Source organism: Streptomyces sp. NPDC086989 (genome assembly GCF_044745505.1).
In the GTDB taxonomy this organism is placed as follows: domain Bacteria; phylum Actinomycetota; class Actinomycetes; order Streptomycetales; family Streptomycetaceae; genus Streptomyces.
In genome coordinates this window covers 112,411-128,843 of sequence record NZ_JBIVAL010000007.1, presented here as the reverse complement: position 1 = coordinate 128,843, position 16,433 = coordinate 112,411, and the positions used below count along the sequence as shown (strand labels likewise).

Here is a 16,433-nt window from a genome sequence, read left to right as displayed (position 1 = left end):
TCGGCATGCGGAAGATCATCCTGATGATGCAGGTGTCCCTGGACGGCTACTTCGAGGGCCCGGACCGGGACATCTCCTGGAACCGGGTCGACGATGAACTGCACCAGTACATGAACGACGAGGTCCGTGCGCTGGGTGGTCTCCTGACCGGCCGGGTCACGCACGAGCTGATGGCCGCGTACTGGCCGACCGCCGATGCGGACCCGGCCGCCCCCGCGGTGGTGGCCGAGTTCGCCGGCATCTGGCGGGACCTGCCGAAGTACGTGTACTCGCGCACGCTGCCGGACGGCGACCTCGGCTGGAACTCCACCCTCGTGCGGGACGTCGTACCGGCGGAGGTCGCCGCGCTCAAGGCGGCCCCGGGGGGCGACCTGGTCGTGGGCGGGGCGGATCTCGCCGCCACCTTCCTGCGCCACGATCTCGTGGACGCGTACCGGATCTTCGTGCACCCGGTGCGCATCGGACGCGGCAGACCGCTGTTCCCGCCCGCCGACGGCGGCCCGGTGCCACTGCGCCTGGAGGGAACCCGCACCTTCGGCAACGGCGTGGTCCAGCTCCGGTACGAACGCCCCTAGGCCCTGTCGTCAAACTGCCGTCTGCCCCGCGACGCCTGGCACGCGCTCTCGCCGCACCGGGCGAAAGCCAAGTACGTCCAGTACGCGGTCTTCCGCCCGGCGCGCCGAGAGCACGCACCAGACGCCGCGGGGCCGCCCTCCGGGCGACGACGGGAGTTTGACGACAGGGCCTAGGTTCAGGCGGGGCGCCCGGGTGGGTCCCCCGTGTGTGGCCGAAGGCGCGGCGGAAGACGTCGGTGAAGGCACTCGCGGAGGACCAGCCGCAGCCTGTTCGCGGGCGCCGGCGGGCGCCGCCCTGTACGTGCCGTTCTCGCTGCGGGTCACGCTGGGCCAGGACTACCTGCCGGCCCGCATGGGCACGGCGCGCGGCGTCACCCTCGGCCTGACGGTCAGCGTCGGCGGGGTGAGGAGCCCGTTCATCGGGGCCCTCGCGGACGCCACCTCGGGTACGGACGGCCCTGCTCCCGCCGGCGGTCCTCCCCCTGACGGCCTGGGCCCTGGCCCGGCGGCTGCCCGAGCCGGCGGCCCCGGCGGACTGAGCGGTGCGGCGGCTCAGTGCTTCGGCAGGGCGCGGTGCTCCCGCCAGGCGGCCAGGGCCTGCGGGCGCGTGCCCTCCGGGTGGCGGGCATGCCAGTCGCGCAGGAACCGGTTGAACTCGAACTGGGCGGCGACCTCCCGGGGTTCGGCGGCCCGGGCGCGGGTGGCGTGCCAGTGGGCGACGGCCTCGGCGAGGGTGTGTCCCGCGTGCTGTGCCACGTAGTCGCGCATGAAGGCGTCGAAGTGGAATCCGGGCCCGATCTCCCGGACGAAGAACTCCCGGAGCACCTGGCTGCACGGCTGCCCCTCCGGGATCACGGTGTCGCCGTCGACGGGTGCGGTGAGCCGGCGCCCCCCGCGGCGCGGGGCCCGCACCGGCTCCGGCGGCCGGTTCCCGTCCAGTGCGGCGGCCAGCCGGGCCGTCACCGCCACCTTGCCGCCCCCGGCGGACAGGCCCATCTCCCGGGCGAGCGCCGAGAGCTCCGCCAGGGTCCAGTACCAGCGGAGCAATTGCGCCCCGGTCAGCGCCGGCGTCAGGGCGGGCCGGCTTTCCGTAGGATTCGAACTCACGTTCACATCATAAAGAGTGCCACCGGGGAGCCGCCGGCCGGCTGCCGCCACGCCGGTCGACGGGGCGGTCTGCATACGGTGCACGGTCCCGGTTTCATGGGCAGGACCGTGAATCCCGGACCGACCCGCAGGAGTCCAGATGAACGCCGCAGCCGACCGCACCGCCCTGACACTCGACGACGGCACCGCCCTGGTCCTCGTCGACCTCCAGCAGGGTGTCCTGGCGCTGCCGACCACCAGGCCCGCCGAGGAGGTCCTCGCGAACGCCGTCGCGCTCGCCGGGGCGTTCCGCGCGCACAAGCTGCCCGTGGTGCTGGTCAGGGTCGCCTGGTCGCCCGACGGCGGCGACCTGCCCACCACCGACGTCGACCGCCCGGGCCCGGCCACCGCCCCGCCCGCCGCGTTCTCGGAGATCCCCGCCGAGCTCGCCGCCCTCGGCGACGTCGTCGTGACCAAGCGCCACTGGGGCGCCTTCACCGGGACCGAGCTCGACCTCCAGCTGCGCCGTCGCGGTGTCCGCCGGATCGTCCTGGCCGGCATCTCCACGAGCGTGGGCGTCGAGTCCACCGCCCGTACGGCATGGGAGCACAGCTACTCGCTGGTCTTCGCCGAGGACGCCACCGCCGACACGGATCCCGCGTCCCACGCCCACTCGTTCGCCAAGATCTTCCCGCGCATCGGCAAGGTCAGCACGACCGCGGAGGTCGTCGCCGCCCTTGACGCGCGGGACCTTCGTTCCCGGTGACCGTCCGGCCGTCACCCCGGCCCGGGACCGGAAAACGGCCTGCCGGGGTGGCGGGTGCTCAGAGCGCCTCCGGGGTCGCGGCGAGGGAGTGCAGGTAGCGCATCAGCGTCATCAGGACGTCGCGGCTGGAGTCGCGGCGGCGGGCGTCGCAGAAGACCAGCGGCACGGACGCAGGCAGGTCGAGGGCGGCGCGCAACTCCTCCAGGGGGTGCTCGGGCGCGTCGGGGAAGGAGTTGACCGCGACCACGAACGGCACCCCGCGCTCCTCCAGCCGGCCGATCACGTCGAAGCTGACCTCCAGCCTGCGGGTGTCGACGAGGACCACCGCGCCGAGGGCGCCCTCGAACAGGCCGCGCCACAGGAACCAGAACCGCTCCTGTCCGGGGGTGCCGAACAGGTACAGCACCAGTTCCTCGTTGATGCTGATGCGGCCGAAGTCCATGGCCACGGTGGTGGAGGTCTTGCGTTCCACGCCCGCCGTGTCGTCGACGCCGACCCCGGCCTGGGTCATCGTCTCCTCGGTGGTGAGCGGCCGGATCTCGCTGACCGCGCCGACGAGGGTCGTCTTGCCGACCCCGAAGCCGCCCACGATCACCACCTTGACTGCGGCGGCGGCCGTGGCCGGGAGCGCGTCCTCGCGCCGGGGCGCGGTGGCCCGCTCAGAGCTTTCGAAGTCCATCGATGACTGCCTCAATCAGTGCCAGGTCCGGGAGTTTGGCGGGGGCGACGGGTGGGCGGGAGAACACGTGCCGGGCGGTGAGCAGGTCACCGAGGAGTACGGTGACCACGCTCACCGGCAGGCCGAGGTACGCGGAGATCTCGGCCACCGAGAGCGGCGACTGACAGAGCCGCATGATCGCCTCGTGCTCCGGCTGCATCCCGGGCCTGGGCCCCGACTTGGCGACGATCAGCGTGACGAGGTCGAGGTGGGTGGGATGCGACCCCCCGCTCCGGCCGCCGGTGATCACGTAGAGCCGCTCGGGCGTACCGTCCTCCCAGTCCCGGTCCGGGTTGCTCACGCCGGCTGCCCGTCGCGGCGCGGCGGGCTGCTCAGGTGTTCTCCGATCCGTGCGACGAGGTCGCGCATCCGCTGGCCCATCAGTCCGGCGTCGACGCCCTCGTCGGCCAGTACGGCGAGGAAGGCGCCGGCGCCGGCTGCCATCAGGTAGAAGAAGCCGCCGTCCATCTCGATCACGACGAGCCTCATCCGCCCGCTGCTGCCCGGGAGTTCGGAGGCGACGGCGCCGGCCAGGCTCTGCAGTCCGGCGCAGGCGGCGGCGAGCCGGTCCGCGGTGTCGGTCTCCGCCCCGTACTGCGCCATGCGCAGGCCGTCGGCGGACAGGACGATGACGTGGCGGGTCTGCGGAACGCCCTCGGCCAGGTCCTTGAGCATCCAGTCCATGTTGGTCTGCTGCTGACTCATGGCTGTTCCCCCTTGCTCGCCGAGGCCGGCGAGGCATCCGTGTTCTGGCTTGCTGCGCCGCTCCGGCTCGCGGCGGTCTTGCTGCTGTCCGAGGACAGGCCGTCCTGGAAGGCGGCCAGCCACATACCGGGCTGTACCTCGGGCCGGGGTTCGGGCGCGGGTTCGGACTCGGCGGCGTAGCCGTGTCCGGCCCGGTCCGCGGCGGCCGCGGCCGCCGTCACGAACCGGTCGCCGGTGCCCGTGCCGATCCCGGTCCCGGTTACGGCCGGTTCGGGTGCGACGGCGCGGGTCTTGCGGCGGCGCTGCGGCAGCCCGTTCGGGGTCCGCTCGGTCACGGCGGGCACCTCGTCGTCGACTGCCGGCATACGGGGCCCGGTGACCGGGCGGGCGGCCGGGTTCCCGGCCTCGGGGGCGGTGGCGGTGGTCGTGCCGCCGGCGGGCGGCAGGGCGGCGCGGGGGCCCGAGGCGGTGCCGATGCCGTGGGCGACGCCGGTGGCGGAGGAGGCGGTGGTGATCAGCTGCTGCGGGATGACCAGCACGGCCCGTACGCCGCCGTACGCCGAGGCACGCAGCGAGACCTGGAAGTCGTACGCCTGCGAGAGGCGGCCGACCACGGCGAGGCCCAGCCGCGGGGTTTCGCCGAGGTCGGTGAGGTCGATGCCCTGCTGCGCCTGGCGGAGCATGCGCTCGGCCCGCTTGCGGGCCTCCTCGCTCATGCTCACGCCGCCGTCCTCGATCTCGACGGCGATGCCCGAGTTCACGTCGACGGCGGTCAGGTGGACCTTGGTCTGCGGCGGGGAGTAGCGGGTGGCGTTGTCCAGCAGCTCGGCGAGCGCGTGGATCAGCGGTTCGACGGCGGGCCCGACGACGGCGACCTGCGAGACGGAGTGGAGCTCCACGCGCTGGTAGTCGATGATCCGCGACATGGCACCGCGCAGCACGCTGTACAGCGGAACGGCCTTGCTCCACTGGCGGCCCGGCCGCGCCCCGCCGAGTACGGCGATGGAGTCGGCGAGGCGGCCGATGAGGGCCGTGCCGTGGTCGAGCCGCAGCAGGTCGCCGAAGACGTCCGGGTTGTGACCGTGCCGGTCCTCCATCTCCCGCAGTTCCTGGGACTGCTGGTGCACGATGGCCTGGACGCGACGGGCGATGTTGACGAAGGCCCGCTGAGCGGAGTCACGCAGGTCCTCCTCGGCGACGACGGCGTCGAGCACCGAGCGCAGTACGGCCTGGTGCGCCGCTCTGAACTCGGCCGTCAGACCGGGCCCGTGGGCGTCGAGCTCCTCGAAGGAGGCGAGGACCTCCTCGGGGAACTCCCCCTTGCGCAGCCGTTCCACGACATCGGGCAGCAGCTCCCGGGCGAGCCGTACGGTCTCGGCCTGCTGCCGGTGCAGGGCCGCCTCCTGTGCGGCGGCGGTCGACCGCAGCGCGGCGACGACCCTGCCGCGCCGGGCGGCCTCACCGCAGGACAGGGCCACGGCGACGAAGGCCACGGCGCCGATCCAGGCGACGGGGGTGCGGGCAGGTGCGGACACCTGCACCACGGCGATCACCGCGGCGGCGGCGGTCAGCAGGGCGGGCAGCGCCCAAACGACGGGTGAGGTGGGCCCTGGACTTCCGGGCGACGATCCCACGCGAACCATCAGAACCCTCAAACGATCGAAAGTGAATGATCATATGACAACGGCCCGGAATCTTAGCGTCTATATGCACGGCTCTTGACAGCAGGTCATGATCCGGACTGTGCAAGGCGGTTGGCAGTTCACCTGCTGGCCGAAACCCGTACGCACCCCTCCCGGCCCGGACCCGCTCGGGATCCCCCGCCACCACTGGCCCCCGAGACCCCCACCCAGGTCCGGAGTCCCTGTCCCCCACCTCAGGGAACGGCTGAATCCCGCCATCGGCCCTCCCGCCCGCCCGGGAGACAATCGCTCCCGGCCAGGCCCCTGCCCTCACCCCGCCAGAACGGGAGCAACCAGGTTGAACCAGACCGTACGCATACAGGCCGGGCGATTCCTGCACCCGGGCGAGCGGCTCATCGCCGCCTGCTCCTACGAACTCGGCCCCGGCGTACCGCATCCGCCCGAGGCCCTGCCGGCCCCTCCCGAGCCCTCGGCCCTCGCCCGGGAGCTCACGGCGCGGGCTCCCCGCCCCCTGCGGCAGCTGCTCAAGGCGGGCGGCTTCCTCGACCCCCGGCAGTCGGGGCCCGCCGCCGTCGCGGACGCGATCGACCGTGCACCGGACGCGGTGAACCGGCTCGGGGCCCGCCTGATGCACGGCAAGAGCATGGAGGGCGGCTGGCGGAGCACTGCCGGGCGGTTCCTCACCAGCCGTGCGAGCGCCCGCGGTTCGGTCACGGGCGTCCTCGCCGTCACCGACCGGCGCTGGTTCGGCCTGAGCGACGTCTCGCCCCTGTGGCGGACGACGCCGGCGCTGAAGCAGTACTGGGAGGCCCCGCGCCAGGCCGTCGCGGCGGTACGCGCCAACCGGACGGGAGTGCTCCAGAGGGGACGCATGGACATCGCCTTCGCGGACGGCTCCTGGCTCGCTGTCCTGGCCACCCACCCACCCCACGCAACGGCATTCGCGACCGCGTCCTGCGGCCCGCACTGAGCCGCATCACCGCTGCGCGCACCAACGCCCCCGTGGCCGCCACGCGTTGACCGGCCCGGGGCCACGTTCCAGCCGGCGGGCTTGCGTCTGCACGCGAACTGCGCACAGACCGGCTTGTCTTCGATTCCAGGCGCATGGACCCCGTGCAGCGTGGCCGTAGACGACGGAGGGTTGGAGGAGCGCGAACGCCTTGCGAAACAGGGCAACCACGCCCGACCGGGGACTCGCCGCGGGCACCCACGCCCGACGGTCCAAGCGCTCATCGCCGCCCTCGATGGGGCGGCGGTGCCTGGGGGCTTCGAACTCGTCCTCGCCTGCGGCCTCGACGACCACGCGGCGTTCGACGCCCCAGGCCCCCTCTCACCGCCCCGGCCTTCCACACGGACCCAGCCGTCAGGAACCGTCACCAGCGATCTCACCGCTCCTGCGAGGAACGGCCTGCCCGATACGCATCTGCTACTTGAAAGTACAAAATCGCTAGGTAGATGCAGGGATGGATGGCTGCTAGAGTCCGCATGCGCTGCCCGGGACAGGGTGGCGAGATGGCTGGCCCGAACCCCACATCTGCCCTGAGCGGCGTACATCCGCGAGGCAGCCAGCCGTTGTGATGCCGTGGCAGTTCCGCACCGACGACGCCCGTGCGCCCCTTCCGCTCCGTGCCGCCCATGCCGCCTTCGAGGCCCATCGCCCGCACCGCGCTTCGCTTGTCACCCGTCAGATGGGGAGATCCACATGAACGCAGGACTTCTGCGCCGTTTCGTCACCGGCAGGACGCTGGTACTCGGTGCCGTTCTGGCCTTGGCAGTGCCGGGAACCGCCCGCGCCAACACCGTGGGCGTGACCGTGAAGACCCCGGGGGCCACCAGCGGCCCCGCCTCCGCCAACTCCGAGATATCGACCCACGCGGACTGTTCCAGCGGCCTCGTCTCCGGCGGCGGGCTCAACCAGGCCATCGGCACCGGGTCGAGCGTGAACGGCAACCACGTCAACGGCACCTCGCCCAGCTCGAACGGGACCAGCGAGTACACGGGCTCCACCGGTGTCGTCGGCACCGACGTGACGCACTGGCTCGGCATCGGGGGGAGCGGGGGCCAGGTCAACGCCTCCTTCTCGACCACCCCCTACGCCATGTGCTTCACCAGCAACCTGATCAACCACACCCAGGTCGTCATGAACAAGGCCAACACCCCCACCGCCGGGGCCACCGCGGGGCTCGTCACCGCGACCTGCCCGGCCAACACCCGCCTCCTCGGGGGCGGCGCCCGCACCACCCCGGGCAACACGGGCAGCCTCAAGACGATCGCGAGCTTCCCCACCTTCAACGACTCCGCGCACGCCTTCGGCGCGAAGGCCGCGGCGGACGGTGAGACCAACCCCGACTCCTGGACGGCGGTCGGCTGGGACTCCGGCGCCAACAGCGCCAACTACACCTACGCCTACGCGATCTGCAGCGGAAGCGGCATCAGCGTCAGCGGCGCCACCGTGAAGGTCCGCTACACCGAGGTGAGCGGCCCGACCACCGGCAGCACCGGCCAGACGGCGACCGTGGGCTGCGGCCAGGGCGACGGGAACCTGGTCAGCGGCGGGGCCGCGATCAGCGGGGGCAGCGTGACCACCACCAGCTTCACCGGTCCGGGCTCGGGCGGCGACCACCTCAACGGCAGCTTCCCCAGCACCTCCGGCGGCGCCGCGGTCGCCGACGGGACCACCACGGCGGCGTACTGGACGGCCTCCGCCCACACCGGAGGCCAGTCCTCCCCCGGCACCCACACCGACGCCTGGGCGCTGTGCGCCAACGACGGCGTCTGAGGCAGCCGTCCACGACCGCCGGCCAGCCGGCCATGCGCACGAACACCAGGGAGAATCCGATGAGCACGACAATCCGGCGGGGCGCCGCCACGGGCAAGGCCCTGATCCTGGCCGCCCTGCTGACCGTGGCGGTGCCGGGAGCCGCGTACGCCAAGACCGCCGACGTCACGGTCGTCACCCCCGGGCCCACGATGGGCCCTCCGACCCCGTTCACCGGGGTCTCCTCGCACGCCGACTGCTCTGACGGCCTCGTCTCCGGCGGCGGGGCCGACCAGGGCATCGGCAGCGACGAGATGTCCAACGGCAACCACGTGATGGGCATGGTGCCGAGCGCCGACGGCGCCACCGAGTACACCGACACCCACGGGATCGCCGGCACCGACGCCACGCACTGGATGGCGTTCGGCGGAAGCGGCAGCCGCAGCAGCGACGCCTTCTCCACGACCCCGTACGCGATCTGCCTGCACAGCAACCTGATCAGGCACACCCAGGTGGTCATGAACAAGGCCTCCGGGCCCACCAGCGGGCTGTCGTCCAAGCTCGTGACGGCGACCTGCCCGGCGAACACCGTCCTGATCGGCGGCGGCGCCCGCACCACCCCGGCCAGCGTCGGCAGCCTCAAGCCGATCGCCGGCTTCCCCACCTTCAACGACGCCACACACCACTTCGGCTCGATCGCGGCGGGCGACGGCGAGCGCAACCCGGACTCCTGGACGGCGGTCGGCGGGATCGGCGGCGGCCGCGGCGCGGACAACATGACGTACGCCTACGCGATCTGCAGCACCGACGACATCGATCTCAAGCACGTGGCCACAACCGTCCACTTCACCGAAGTCAGCGGCCCCAACACGGCCTCCACGGGACAAACCGCGACGACGGGCTGCTCCCGCGAGGACGGCCAGCTGGTCAGCGGCGGAGCCGCGATCAGCGGCGGCAACGTGACCACGACCGACTTCAGCAAGGCGACCTCGGGCGGCCCCCACCTCAACGGCAGCTTCCCCAGCAACGCCCCCGGCACCCCGGTCAGCGACGGGGGCGCCAACCCGTCGTACTGGACGGCCGCCACCCACAGCGGCGGCTCACCCTCCCAGGGCAGCTACTCCGACGTCTGGGCGCTCTGCCTGGACGTACAGCACGGACACAAGCGGTAACGCAGCGGCTTCCCCGGAGCGGACCCTCCTGCACCAGGAGGGTCCGCTCGTCCGTCGTGCGATACGGTCCACAGATGGCCCGAACGTCGGCGCCGACGCCGACGGCGGCCCGGCAGGCCTGCTCGGCCTGGAGCCTCGTCGACGACGGCGTGCGCGAGCGCTTCGACCAAGGTCTGCGCCATGACCTCGAAACCGGCACCTGGGACGAGGAGTTCGGCCACCTGCACCACCAGGCGACCTACGTCGAGCTCGTTCGCGCCTGCTCGGAGTCAGTCCCGAGCCCGTCCGGCGCTGGGCTGACAAGGGGCAGCTGCCCGTCGAGCGGAAGAGTCGGGTCATCGCGTGATCGACGGGGTCGCGCGCTCGCCGCGTTCGTCCGCAGCCGGGCCGTCGAGTCCGAGGCGCCACATCGCGACTGGCACCGGGAATCACCGTTACGGCTCGTGTGAAGTCGACAGAAGTGCACGTCGACCTGGGGTGACCGCGTCAACGGCACAGCAGCGCCGCACGGAGGTCGAGGCGGTGGTCGAGCCGGGAGAGGTCCAGGCCGGTGAGGACCTCGATGCGCTGGACGCGGTAGTGCACCGTGTTGACGTGCAGGTGGAGGGATTCAGCCGTGCGCGCCCAGGAACCGTTGTGGGCGAGGAACGTCTCCAGCGTTTCCCGCAGCATGGCGGCTGACGCGCTCTCCTCTGTGGCGAGGCGCCCCAGTACCCGAGCACTGAAGGATCTGCGCACGTCACGCGGAACCCCGGTGACGAGTCTGGCGAGCGTGGTGAAGCTGCCGGTGTCGGTCACCTCCGAGCGGTCCGGGGACACGCTCCGGGCCGACTCCAGTCCGTAGCGGGCTTCGCGCACAGCCCCCTCGAGAGCGTCGGGCGCGGCGACCTGGGAACTGATGCCGGCGTGCAGCAGCGTGGTCGGATCGCAGGCATGCAGCAGCGGCCAGACCGACTCCAGGGTGCTGCGGGGAGACGGCCCGGAGACGACGGCTGCGGCGCCGTCGTTCAATCCTGCGACGACGTGCGCGGCCCCCTGGTGGGCGAGGGCCTCGGCGAGCACGGCGACGGCTCGTCGCCCATCGCCCGTACTCGTGCCGGCAGCGACCACGTGGAACGGCCCCTCGTCCGGGAGGCCGCAGGAGCGCAGCAGCTCCGCGACGGCCACCGGATCGGCCGGGGAGGCGCCGAGCAGCTGCATCAGTTCGGCGGACCGCTCGTCCGCGCAATACCCGTGCCCCCGCTCCCGGCACTCGGCCAGCACGCCTGCGAGTTCGTACAGGACGCGCAGAGGTACGTCGGTGGCGTCCATCACGTTGAGGTACCAGCGGTCGTAGGGGGATGCCTCTCCTTCGATCGGGATGGTCACGCCGGCCCCGCCCCTGATGTGCTCGGCCGCTTGGCGGGGCGCCAGGACCGGCGTCCCCGGTGTGCGGGCGACGATGCGGCCGGTGGCGGTGAGGACACTGCACGCCGCGGGTCCGAGTCGCGTGAAGGCCGCGTTCAGGAGCTCCTCCGGTCCGGCCCCGGCCGTGAGCAGTCGCTGCAGGTGGGTGCGCACGGCGGTGGGGAGGGCGTGGTGGGCGGTGGGACGCCGGCTGAGCTGGCCCCACTGCCTGAGGTAGAAGGCGTCCGTGATGGTGCGGAAGCTGACCTCCGCCGGGACGGCGATGAGCGGGATCTCGTGGTTGATGCAGGCGACGACGATGTCTTCGGGCACCGCCCCGTGCGTCTCCTCCCCCGCCAGGAGGGCGGCTGTCCCGGCCCCGCTGAGCGAGGAGACGAACTGCTCGGCCTTCCGGCGGCCGCCGTCGGCCGACCACCACACGAGCCCGCTGAGCACGATCTCGCCCGGCTGCAGGAATCGCATCGGGTCCTCGAGATCCGTGGCGGTCAGTCCACTGATCTCCCTGCGCAGCAGCGGGTCCTCGGCCCACACCAGCCGCAGTCCGAGGTCCTCGTCCTGGAGGAGTTGTTCGATGTGCATGTTCCAGCCCCCTTGCGTTGCAGCGGACAGGACCGTCCGCTGTTCCACATTCGCCAGGGCGATGCGGTGTTTCCCATCGTAAATGCCATGCCAGTGGCCAGAAATACCTCTTGGGCGATACTCCAGAGCGAGGGCATGCCGGTCGGATGTTCCGCCGTCAGCGCCCTCACTGCCTCCGGATCGGCGCCCTGCCGCTCCCCGCCGAGCAGCGCCTGGCCGGGCCCCCGCACACCCACTGAAAGGACTCCAAGAACGCCGAGGCGGCCGCCGCGTTCGTGGCCTGGCTCTCCGGTCCCGAGGCGCAGAGGAAACCTTCCAGGCCCTGCGGGGGGCTGTCCGGGACTCCGATCCTCCATTTCATGGCAAACCATGCATAAGCGATCTGGTCGATCACCCAGGAGGACGCTGACGGCCCCGGTGATTTCCGTGTGCGGCTCCAGTCGTTTCCGGCCACCCCAGCGACTTCACTGAAGAGGACGAGAAGGTCGCGAACGGGTGGTAAGTCATGGATCTCAACACAGTGCTGAACGTGCGTGACGCGCGTCGACGCGAGCCTTGGCGGCCGGGTGACGCGTGGCTCGGGGGCGGCACGTACCTGTTCTCCGAGCCGCAGCCGCACATCCGGCGGCTGGTGGACCTGAGCCGGATGGGCTGGGAGCCGCTGACCCGCCTGCCCGACGGCTCGGTGGAGATCGCCGCCACCTGCACGATCGCGCAGCTCTCCCGGTACGGACGGCGTCTAGCGGAGCCGGCGGGGCCGCTGTTCGAGCAGTGCTGCCGCGCCTTCCTCGCCTCCTTCAAGATCTGGAACATGGCGACCGTCGGCGGGAACCTCTGCAACGCCCTGCCGGCTGGGCCGATGATCTCGTTGACCGCGGCCCTGGACGGGACGTGCCTGCTCCGGTCGCAGGACGGCGCCACGCGTCGCGTGCAGGCGGCCGACTTCGTCCTCGGCGCGGGGCGCAAGGACCTGACTGCCGGGGAGCTGCTGCGTTCGGTGACCCTGCCCGCGTCGGCCCTCGCCTGCCGTACGGCGTTCCGCCAGGCCTCCCTCTACGGCCTGGGGCGGTCCGGCGCGCTGGTCATCGGAACGCTCGACCCGCGGGACGGCTCCCTGGCGATCACCCTCACCGCGGCCACGACCCGCCCGTTCCGCCTCTGGTTCCCGCTGCCGCCCGACCCTGCCGGCCTGGGGCACGCCATCCGCTCCGCCGTCGCCGACGACGAGTGGTTCGACGACATCCACGGACTGCCCGAGTGGCGGCGCCACATGACGCTGCGCTTCGCGCAGGAGATCCGCCGCGAACTGACCCAGGACGGTGACCGATGACCTTCCGTACCCACATCAACCAGCAGACCGCCGACGCCGAACCCCGCGCCGGCCAGTGCCTGCGCACCTATCTGCGCGAACAGGGCTGGTTCGGGGTGAAGAAGGGCTGCGACGCCGGTGACTGCGGTGCCTGTACGGTGCACGTGGACGGCGAGCCCGTGCACAGCTGCCTCTACCCGGCCTTCCGCGTCGAGGGCCGCCGAGTGACCACGGTCGAGGGCCTGACCCGCCCCGGCGGGGAACTCCACCCCGTGCAGCGGAAGTTCCTCGACGCCCAGGGCTTCCAGTGCGGCTTCTGCACCGCCGGCTTCCTGATGACCACCGCCGCCCTGGAGGCCGAGCGCGGCACCGAGCACGACGACGGCAAGCTCGACGACCTGCCCCGCGCCTTCAAGGGCAACATCTGCCGGTGCACCGGCTACCGCGCCATCGAGGACGCCGTCCAGGGCGTCCGGCACACCGAACGCCCCTGCGCCGGCGAGGCGGTGGGCCGCAGTCCCGGCGCCCCGGCCGGCCCGCAGGTCGTCACGGGCACCGCCCGCTACACCTTCGACATCGACGTCCCCGGCCTGCTGCACATGAAGCTCCTGCGCTCCCCGCACCCGCACGCCCGGATCGTGTCCATCGATACGGCCGACGCCCTGCGCGTGCCTGGCGTCCACGCCGTCCTCACCCACGAGGACGCACCGACCGCCCTCTACTCCACCGCCCGCCACGAGCACCCGACCGAGGATCCGGACGACACCCGCGTACTGGACGACGTCGTCCGCTACGTCGGCCAGCGCGTGGCCGCGGTCGTGGCCGACAGCGAACTGGCCGCCGAGGAGGGCTGCCGGCGCATCCGGGTCGTCTACGAGGAACTCCCGTACGTCACCGACCCGGAGGAGGCAATGCGGCCGGGCGCACCCGCCCTGCACGGCGACAAGGGCCCCGAGTCGCGGATCGCCCGGGCCGCATACAACGTCGCCGGAGAGGTGCACGGCGAGATCGGCTGTGTGGCGGAGGGCTTCGCCGAAGCGGCCGTGGTCTACGAGGAGACCTTCCGGACCCAGCGGGTGCAGCACGCGAGCCTGGAAACCCACGGCAGCGTGGCGTACTTCGAACCGAAGGAGGACGGCACCGGCGAGCGGCTCACCGTACGCTCCTCCACCCAGGTCCCCTTCCTCACCCGCCGCGCCCTGTGCGCGCTGTACGGGCTGCCCGAGGACGAGGTACGCGTGGTGGCGGGCCGGGTCGGCGGCGGTTTCGGCGGCAAGCAGGAGATGCTGACCGAGGACATCGTCGTCCTCGCCGCGCTGAAGCTGCGCCGGCCGGTCAAGCTGGAGTACACGCGGGCCGAGCAGTTCTACGGCGCCACCACCCGGCACCCCTTCACCATCCGCATCAAGCTCGGCGCCCGCCCCGATGGCACCCTGACCGCCGTGCAGATGCGCGTCGTGTCGAACACCGGCGCGTACGGCAACCACGGCCCGGCTGTGATGTTCCACAGCGTCGGCGAGTCCTTCGCCGTCTACCGCGCGCCGCACAAGAAGGTCGACGCGTACTCCGTCTACACCAACTGCGTGCCGGCCGGCGCGTTCCGCGGCTACGGCCTGGGCCAGGTCACCTTCGCGGTGGAGTCGGCCATGGACGAGCTGGCCCGCCGCCTGGGGATGGACCCGCTGGTCCTGCGCGAAAAGAACATCATCGGCCCGGGCGAGCACATGGTCAGCCCGATCGGTGAGGAGGAGGACCTGCACATCGCCTCCTACGGGCTCGACCAATGCCTCGGCGTGGTCCGCCGGGCCCTCGCCGGGGACACCAGCGCCGAGGAGGCCCCGGAGGGCTGGCTCACCGGCCAGGGAGCCGCCATGGCCATGATCGCGACCGGTCCGCCCGGCGGCCACCACGCCGACGCGCGGGTCTCGCTGCTGGAGGACGGCACGTACGACGTCGCGGTCGGCACCGCCGAGTTCGGCAACGGCACCACCACCGTCCACCAGCAGATCACCTCCGGCGCCCTGAACACCACGCAGGACCGGATCCGCATCCGGCAGTCCGACACGGACGTCGTCCGCCACGACACCGGCGCCTTCGGCTCTGCCGGCACCGTCGTCGCGGGCAAGGCCGTGCTCCTGGCCGCCACATCCCTGGCCGAGCGGCTGAGGACCCTCGCCGCCCGCCACACCGGAGTGGCCCGGCACCTGTGCACGCTCGGCGCCGAGTCCTTCGACTGCGCGGGCCGGCTGGTGACGCTGAAGGAGCTGTACGAGGCGGCGCACGCCAGGGGCGCCGAGGAGGAGCTGGCCGCCGACGGCCACTGGGGCGGCTCCCCGCGCTCCGTCGCCTTCAACGCCCAGTGGTTCCGCGTCGCCGTCGACCCCGGCACGGGCGAGATCCGCGTCCTGCGCAGCGTGCACGCCGCCGACGCGGGCAAGGTCATGAACCCCGTGCAGTGCCGGGGCCAGGTCGAGGGCGGCGTCGCCCAGGCGCTCGGGGCCACGCTCTTCGAGAACGTACGGATCGACGGGCGCGGCGAGGTCACCACCGCCGCGTTCCGCAGGTACCGGCTCCCGCAGTACGCCGACGTCCCGCGTACGGAGGTCCACTTCATGGAGACCTCCGACGCCATAGGGCCGCTGGGCGCCAAGTCGATGAGCGAGAGCCCCTTCAACCCCGTCGCCCCGGCCTTCGCCAACGCCCTGCGCGATGCAACCGGGATCCGCTTCACCGAACTGCCGGTGACCCGGGACCGTATGTGGCTCGCCCTCGACCGCGGCAGGGCCGTGTGATCAGGCGGCCGAGAGCGAGATCTCGGTGGCCTTGATCAGCGCGACGACGGAGGTCCCGTCGGCCAGGCCGAGCGCCTCGACGGCGTCCTTGGTGATGGCCGCGGTCAGTTCACCGCCCTCGACGGTGACCTTGACGGAGCCCATCGCCCCGCCGGTGGCGACCTCGGTGACGGTCCCCGCGATCTGGTTGCGGATCGAGATGTTCTCCACCGGGGCGGTAGCGAGGGCCACTTCGGTGGACTTCACGAGCGCCTTCACCGCAGAGCCCTTTGCGAGCCCGAGATCCTTGACGGCGTCGGCGGTGATCGCTGCGGTGATGCCCTGACCGCCCGCCAGCCGCACCTGCACCGTGGCCATCGCTTCGCCGGTGGTGACGGCCGTGACCGTGCCGGGGATCTGGTTGCGGATGCTCAGGCTCATGGAAAACGCCTCACAGGAAAATCGTCCGGAACCGCAGACCCTGTTGTGGCCTGGGCTTTTCCGACACTACGACACACTCTTCGTCCCCTTGTGCAGGCGCATCGCATGCGCCAACCGAGTGGGCGGTATCGGGTCGTGGATCCGAACCGCACGCCCTTTGGACGATCCACTGCCTGGGGGCACGTCTCACAGTCAGGATTCCGTGTCCGGATCCAGTCGTCGCCCGGGACGGCTGTTGATCGACTGCACAGACACCGGACGCCAGCCCAGTGGAGCGGCTCCCCCTGCGACGCAGGCGGCCGGTACGGGAGCCACTGCGCGTCGCTCGCGGTGTTCGAAGATTCCCTTTCGGGATCGACCTCACCCCGGCGATGCTCACGGCTGCCGGCCGCCACGGCCGTACCCGCTACGGCAATCTGCTCGCCGCAGGCCCCTCGGGCACGCCCCAGCGGCGATGTCCGAACAAGCCGGCGCGGTCCGGGGGCTCTACGCCCCGGACCGCG

Annotated in this window: 15 protein-coding genes and 1 pseudogene; 9 read left to right on the top strand and 7 right to left on the bottom strand. The window is 72.1% G+C overall.

Translation table 11 applies throughout. The features are described from left to right. The first annotated feature begins 5 nt into the window (after positions 1-5). Together ACIPK4_RS18675 and ACIPK4_RS18670 are read left to right on the top strand one after the other, a co-directional pair. Positions 6-575 carry a dihydrofolate reductase family protein gene (locus tag ACIPK4_RS18675; protein WP_402313872.1) on the top strand — a complete coding sequence of 190 codons (570 nt, stop codon included), beginning with the start codon at positions 6-8 and terminating at the stop codon, positions 573-575. 253 nt (positions 576-828) lie between these two features. Then, positions 829-1,114 (top strand): annotated as a pseudogene (locus ACIPK4_RS18670) (MFS transporter); the annotation flags it as partial. 13 nt (positions 1,115-1,127) lie between these two features. Here the strand turns inward: ACIPK4_RS18670 and ACIPK4_RS18665 are convergent. Beyond that, on the bottom strand, positions 1,128-1,682 hold the full coding sequence (locus ACIPK4_RS18665; RefSeq protein WP_376202309.1) for a DUF6434 domain-containing protein: 555 nt from the start codon (positions 1,680-1,682) through the stop codon (positions 1,128-1,130). Positions 1,683-1,821: 139 nt separating this feature from the next. Between ACIPK4_RS18665 and ACIPK4_RS18660 the strand changes: the two genes are divergently transcribed. Then, positions 1,822-2,427: a hydrolase gene (locus ACIPK4_RS18660; RefSeq protein WP_402313870.1), complete on the top strand. Its 606-nt coding sequence runs from the start codon at positions 1,822-1,824 to the stop codon at positions 2,425-2,427. A gap of 58 nt (positions 2,428-2,485) precedes the next feature. Here the strand turns inward: ACIPK4_RS18660 and ACIPK4_RS18655 are convergent, their stop codons facing one another. The 4 genes from ACIPK4_RS18655 to ACIPK4_RS18640 are packed head-to-tail and all read right to left on the bottom strand — an operon-like array spanning position 2,486 to position 5,493. Beyond that, positions 2,486-3,106, bottom strand: a complete 621-nt coding sequence (locus ACIPK4_RS18655) for an ATP/GTP-binding protein (RefSeq protein WP_054223662.1) — start codon at positions 3,104-3,106, stop codon at positions 2,486-2,488. Beyond that, positions 3,087-3,446 carry a DUF742 domain-containing protein gene (locus ACIPK4_RS18650; protein WP_054223663.1) on the bottom strand — a complete coding sequence of 120 codons (360 nt, stop codon included), beginning with the start codon at positions 3,444-3,446 and terminating at the stop codon, positions 3,087-3,089. Before ACIPK4_RS18650 ends, ACIPK4_RS18655 begins: the two co-directional genes overlap by 20 nt. Next, positions 3,443-3,850: a roadblock/LC7 domain-containing protein gene (locus ACIPK4_RS18645; protein ID WP_054223664.1), complete on the bottom strand. Its 408-nt coding sequence runs from the start codon at positions 3,848-3,850 to the stop codon at positions 3,443-3,445. The genes ACIPK4_RS18650 and ACIPK4_RS18645 overlap by 4 nt, the downstream gene beginning before the upstream one ends. After that, the gene (locus tag ACIPK4_RS18640) at positions 3,847-5,493 is read right to left on the bottom strand and encodes a sensor histidine kinase (RefSeq protein ID WP_402313867.1); all 1,647 of its coding nucleotides are present in this window, start codon (positions 5,491-5,493) and stop codon (positions 3,847-3,849) included. The genes ACIPK4_RS18645 and ACIPK4_RS18640 overlap by 4 nt, the downstream gene beginning before the upstream one ends. A 337-nt stretch (positions 5,494-5,830) precedes the next feature. On the opposite strand from ACIPK4_RS18640, the gene ACIPK4_RS18635 reads away from it, so the two are divergent. The 4 genes from ACIPK4_RS18635 to ACIPK4_RS18620 all read left to right on the top strand — a co-directional run bounded on the left by ACIPK4_RS18635 (position 5,831) and on the right by ACIPK4_RS18620 (position 9,872). Then, positions 5,831-6,463 (top strand): hypothetical protein, encoded by a 633-nt coding sequence (locus ACIPK4_RS18635; protein WP_402313865.1) that lies wholly within the window; start codon positions 5,831-5,833, stop codon positions 6,461-6,463. Positions 6,464-7,195: 732 nt separating this feature from the next. Then, positions 7,196-8,272 carry a hypothetical protein gene (locus tag ACIPK4_RS18630; protein ID WP_402313863.1) on the top strand — a complete coding sequence of 359 codons (1,077 nt, stop codon included), beginning with the start codon at positions 7,196-7,198 and terminating at the stop codon, positions 8,270-8,272. A 59-nt stretch (positions 8,273-8,331) separates the two neighbouring features. After that, entirely contained in the window at positions 8,332-9,423 is a 1,092-nt protein-coding gene (locus ACIPK4_RS18625; protein WP_402313862.1) for a hypothetical protein, read from the top strand. Between the two features lie 74 nt (positions 9,424-9,497). Beyond that, positions 9,498-9,872, top strand: a complete 375-nt coding sequence (locus ACIPK4_RS18620) for a hypothetical protein (protein WP_402313860.1) — start codon at positions 9,498-9,500, stop codon at positions 9,870-9,872. 37 nt (positions 9,873-9,909) lie between these two features. Here ACIPK4_RS18620 and ACIPK4_RS18615 read toward each other — a convergent pair whose 3' ends face one another. Continuing rightward, positions 9,910-11,409, bottom strand: a complete 1,500-nt coding sequence (locus ACIPK4_RS18615; protein WP_402313858.1) for a PucR family transcriptional regulator — start codon at positions 11,407-11,409, stop codon at positions 9,910-9,912. Between the two features lie 505 nt (positions 11,410-11,914). Between ACIPK4_RS18615 and ACIPK4_RS18610 the strand changes: the two genes are divergently transcribed. Beyond that, on the top strand, positions 11,915-12,739 hold the full coding sequence (locus ACIPK4_RS18610) for an FAD binding domain-containing protein (protein WP_402313856.1): 825 nt from the start codon (positions 11,915-11,917) through the stop codon (positions 12,737-12,739). Continuing rightward, the gene (locus ACIPK4_RS18605) at positions 12,736-15,510 is read left to right on the top strand and encodes a molybdopterin-dependent oxidoreductase (RefSeq protein WP_402313854.1); all 2,775 of its coding nucleotides are present in this window, start codon (positions 12,736-12,738) and stop codon (positions 15,508-15,510) included. Before ACIPK4_RS18610 ends, ACIPK4_RS18605 begins: the two co-directional genes overlap by 4 nt. On the opposite strand, the gene ACIPK4_RS18600 is transcribed toward ACIPK4_RS18605, so the two are convergent. Beyond that, positions 15,511-15,930 carry a molybdopterin-binding protein gene (locus ACIPK4_RS18600; protein WP_402313852.1) on the bottom strand — a complete coding sequence of 140 codons (420 nt, stop codon included), beginning with the start codon at positions 15,928-15,930 and terminating at the stop codon, positions 15,511-15,513. Positions 15,931-16,433 lie beyond the last annotated feature (503 nt).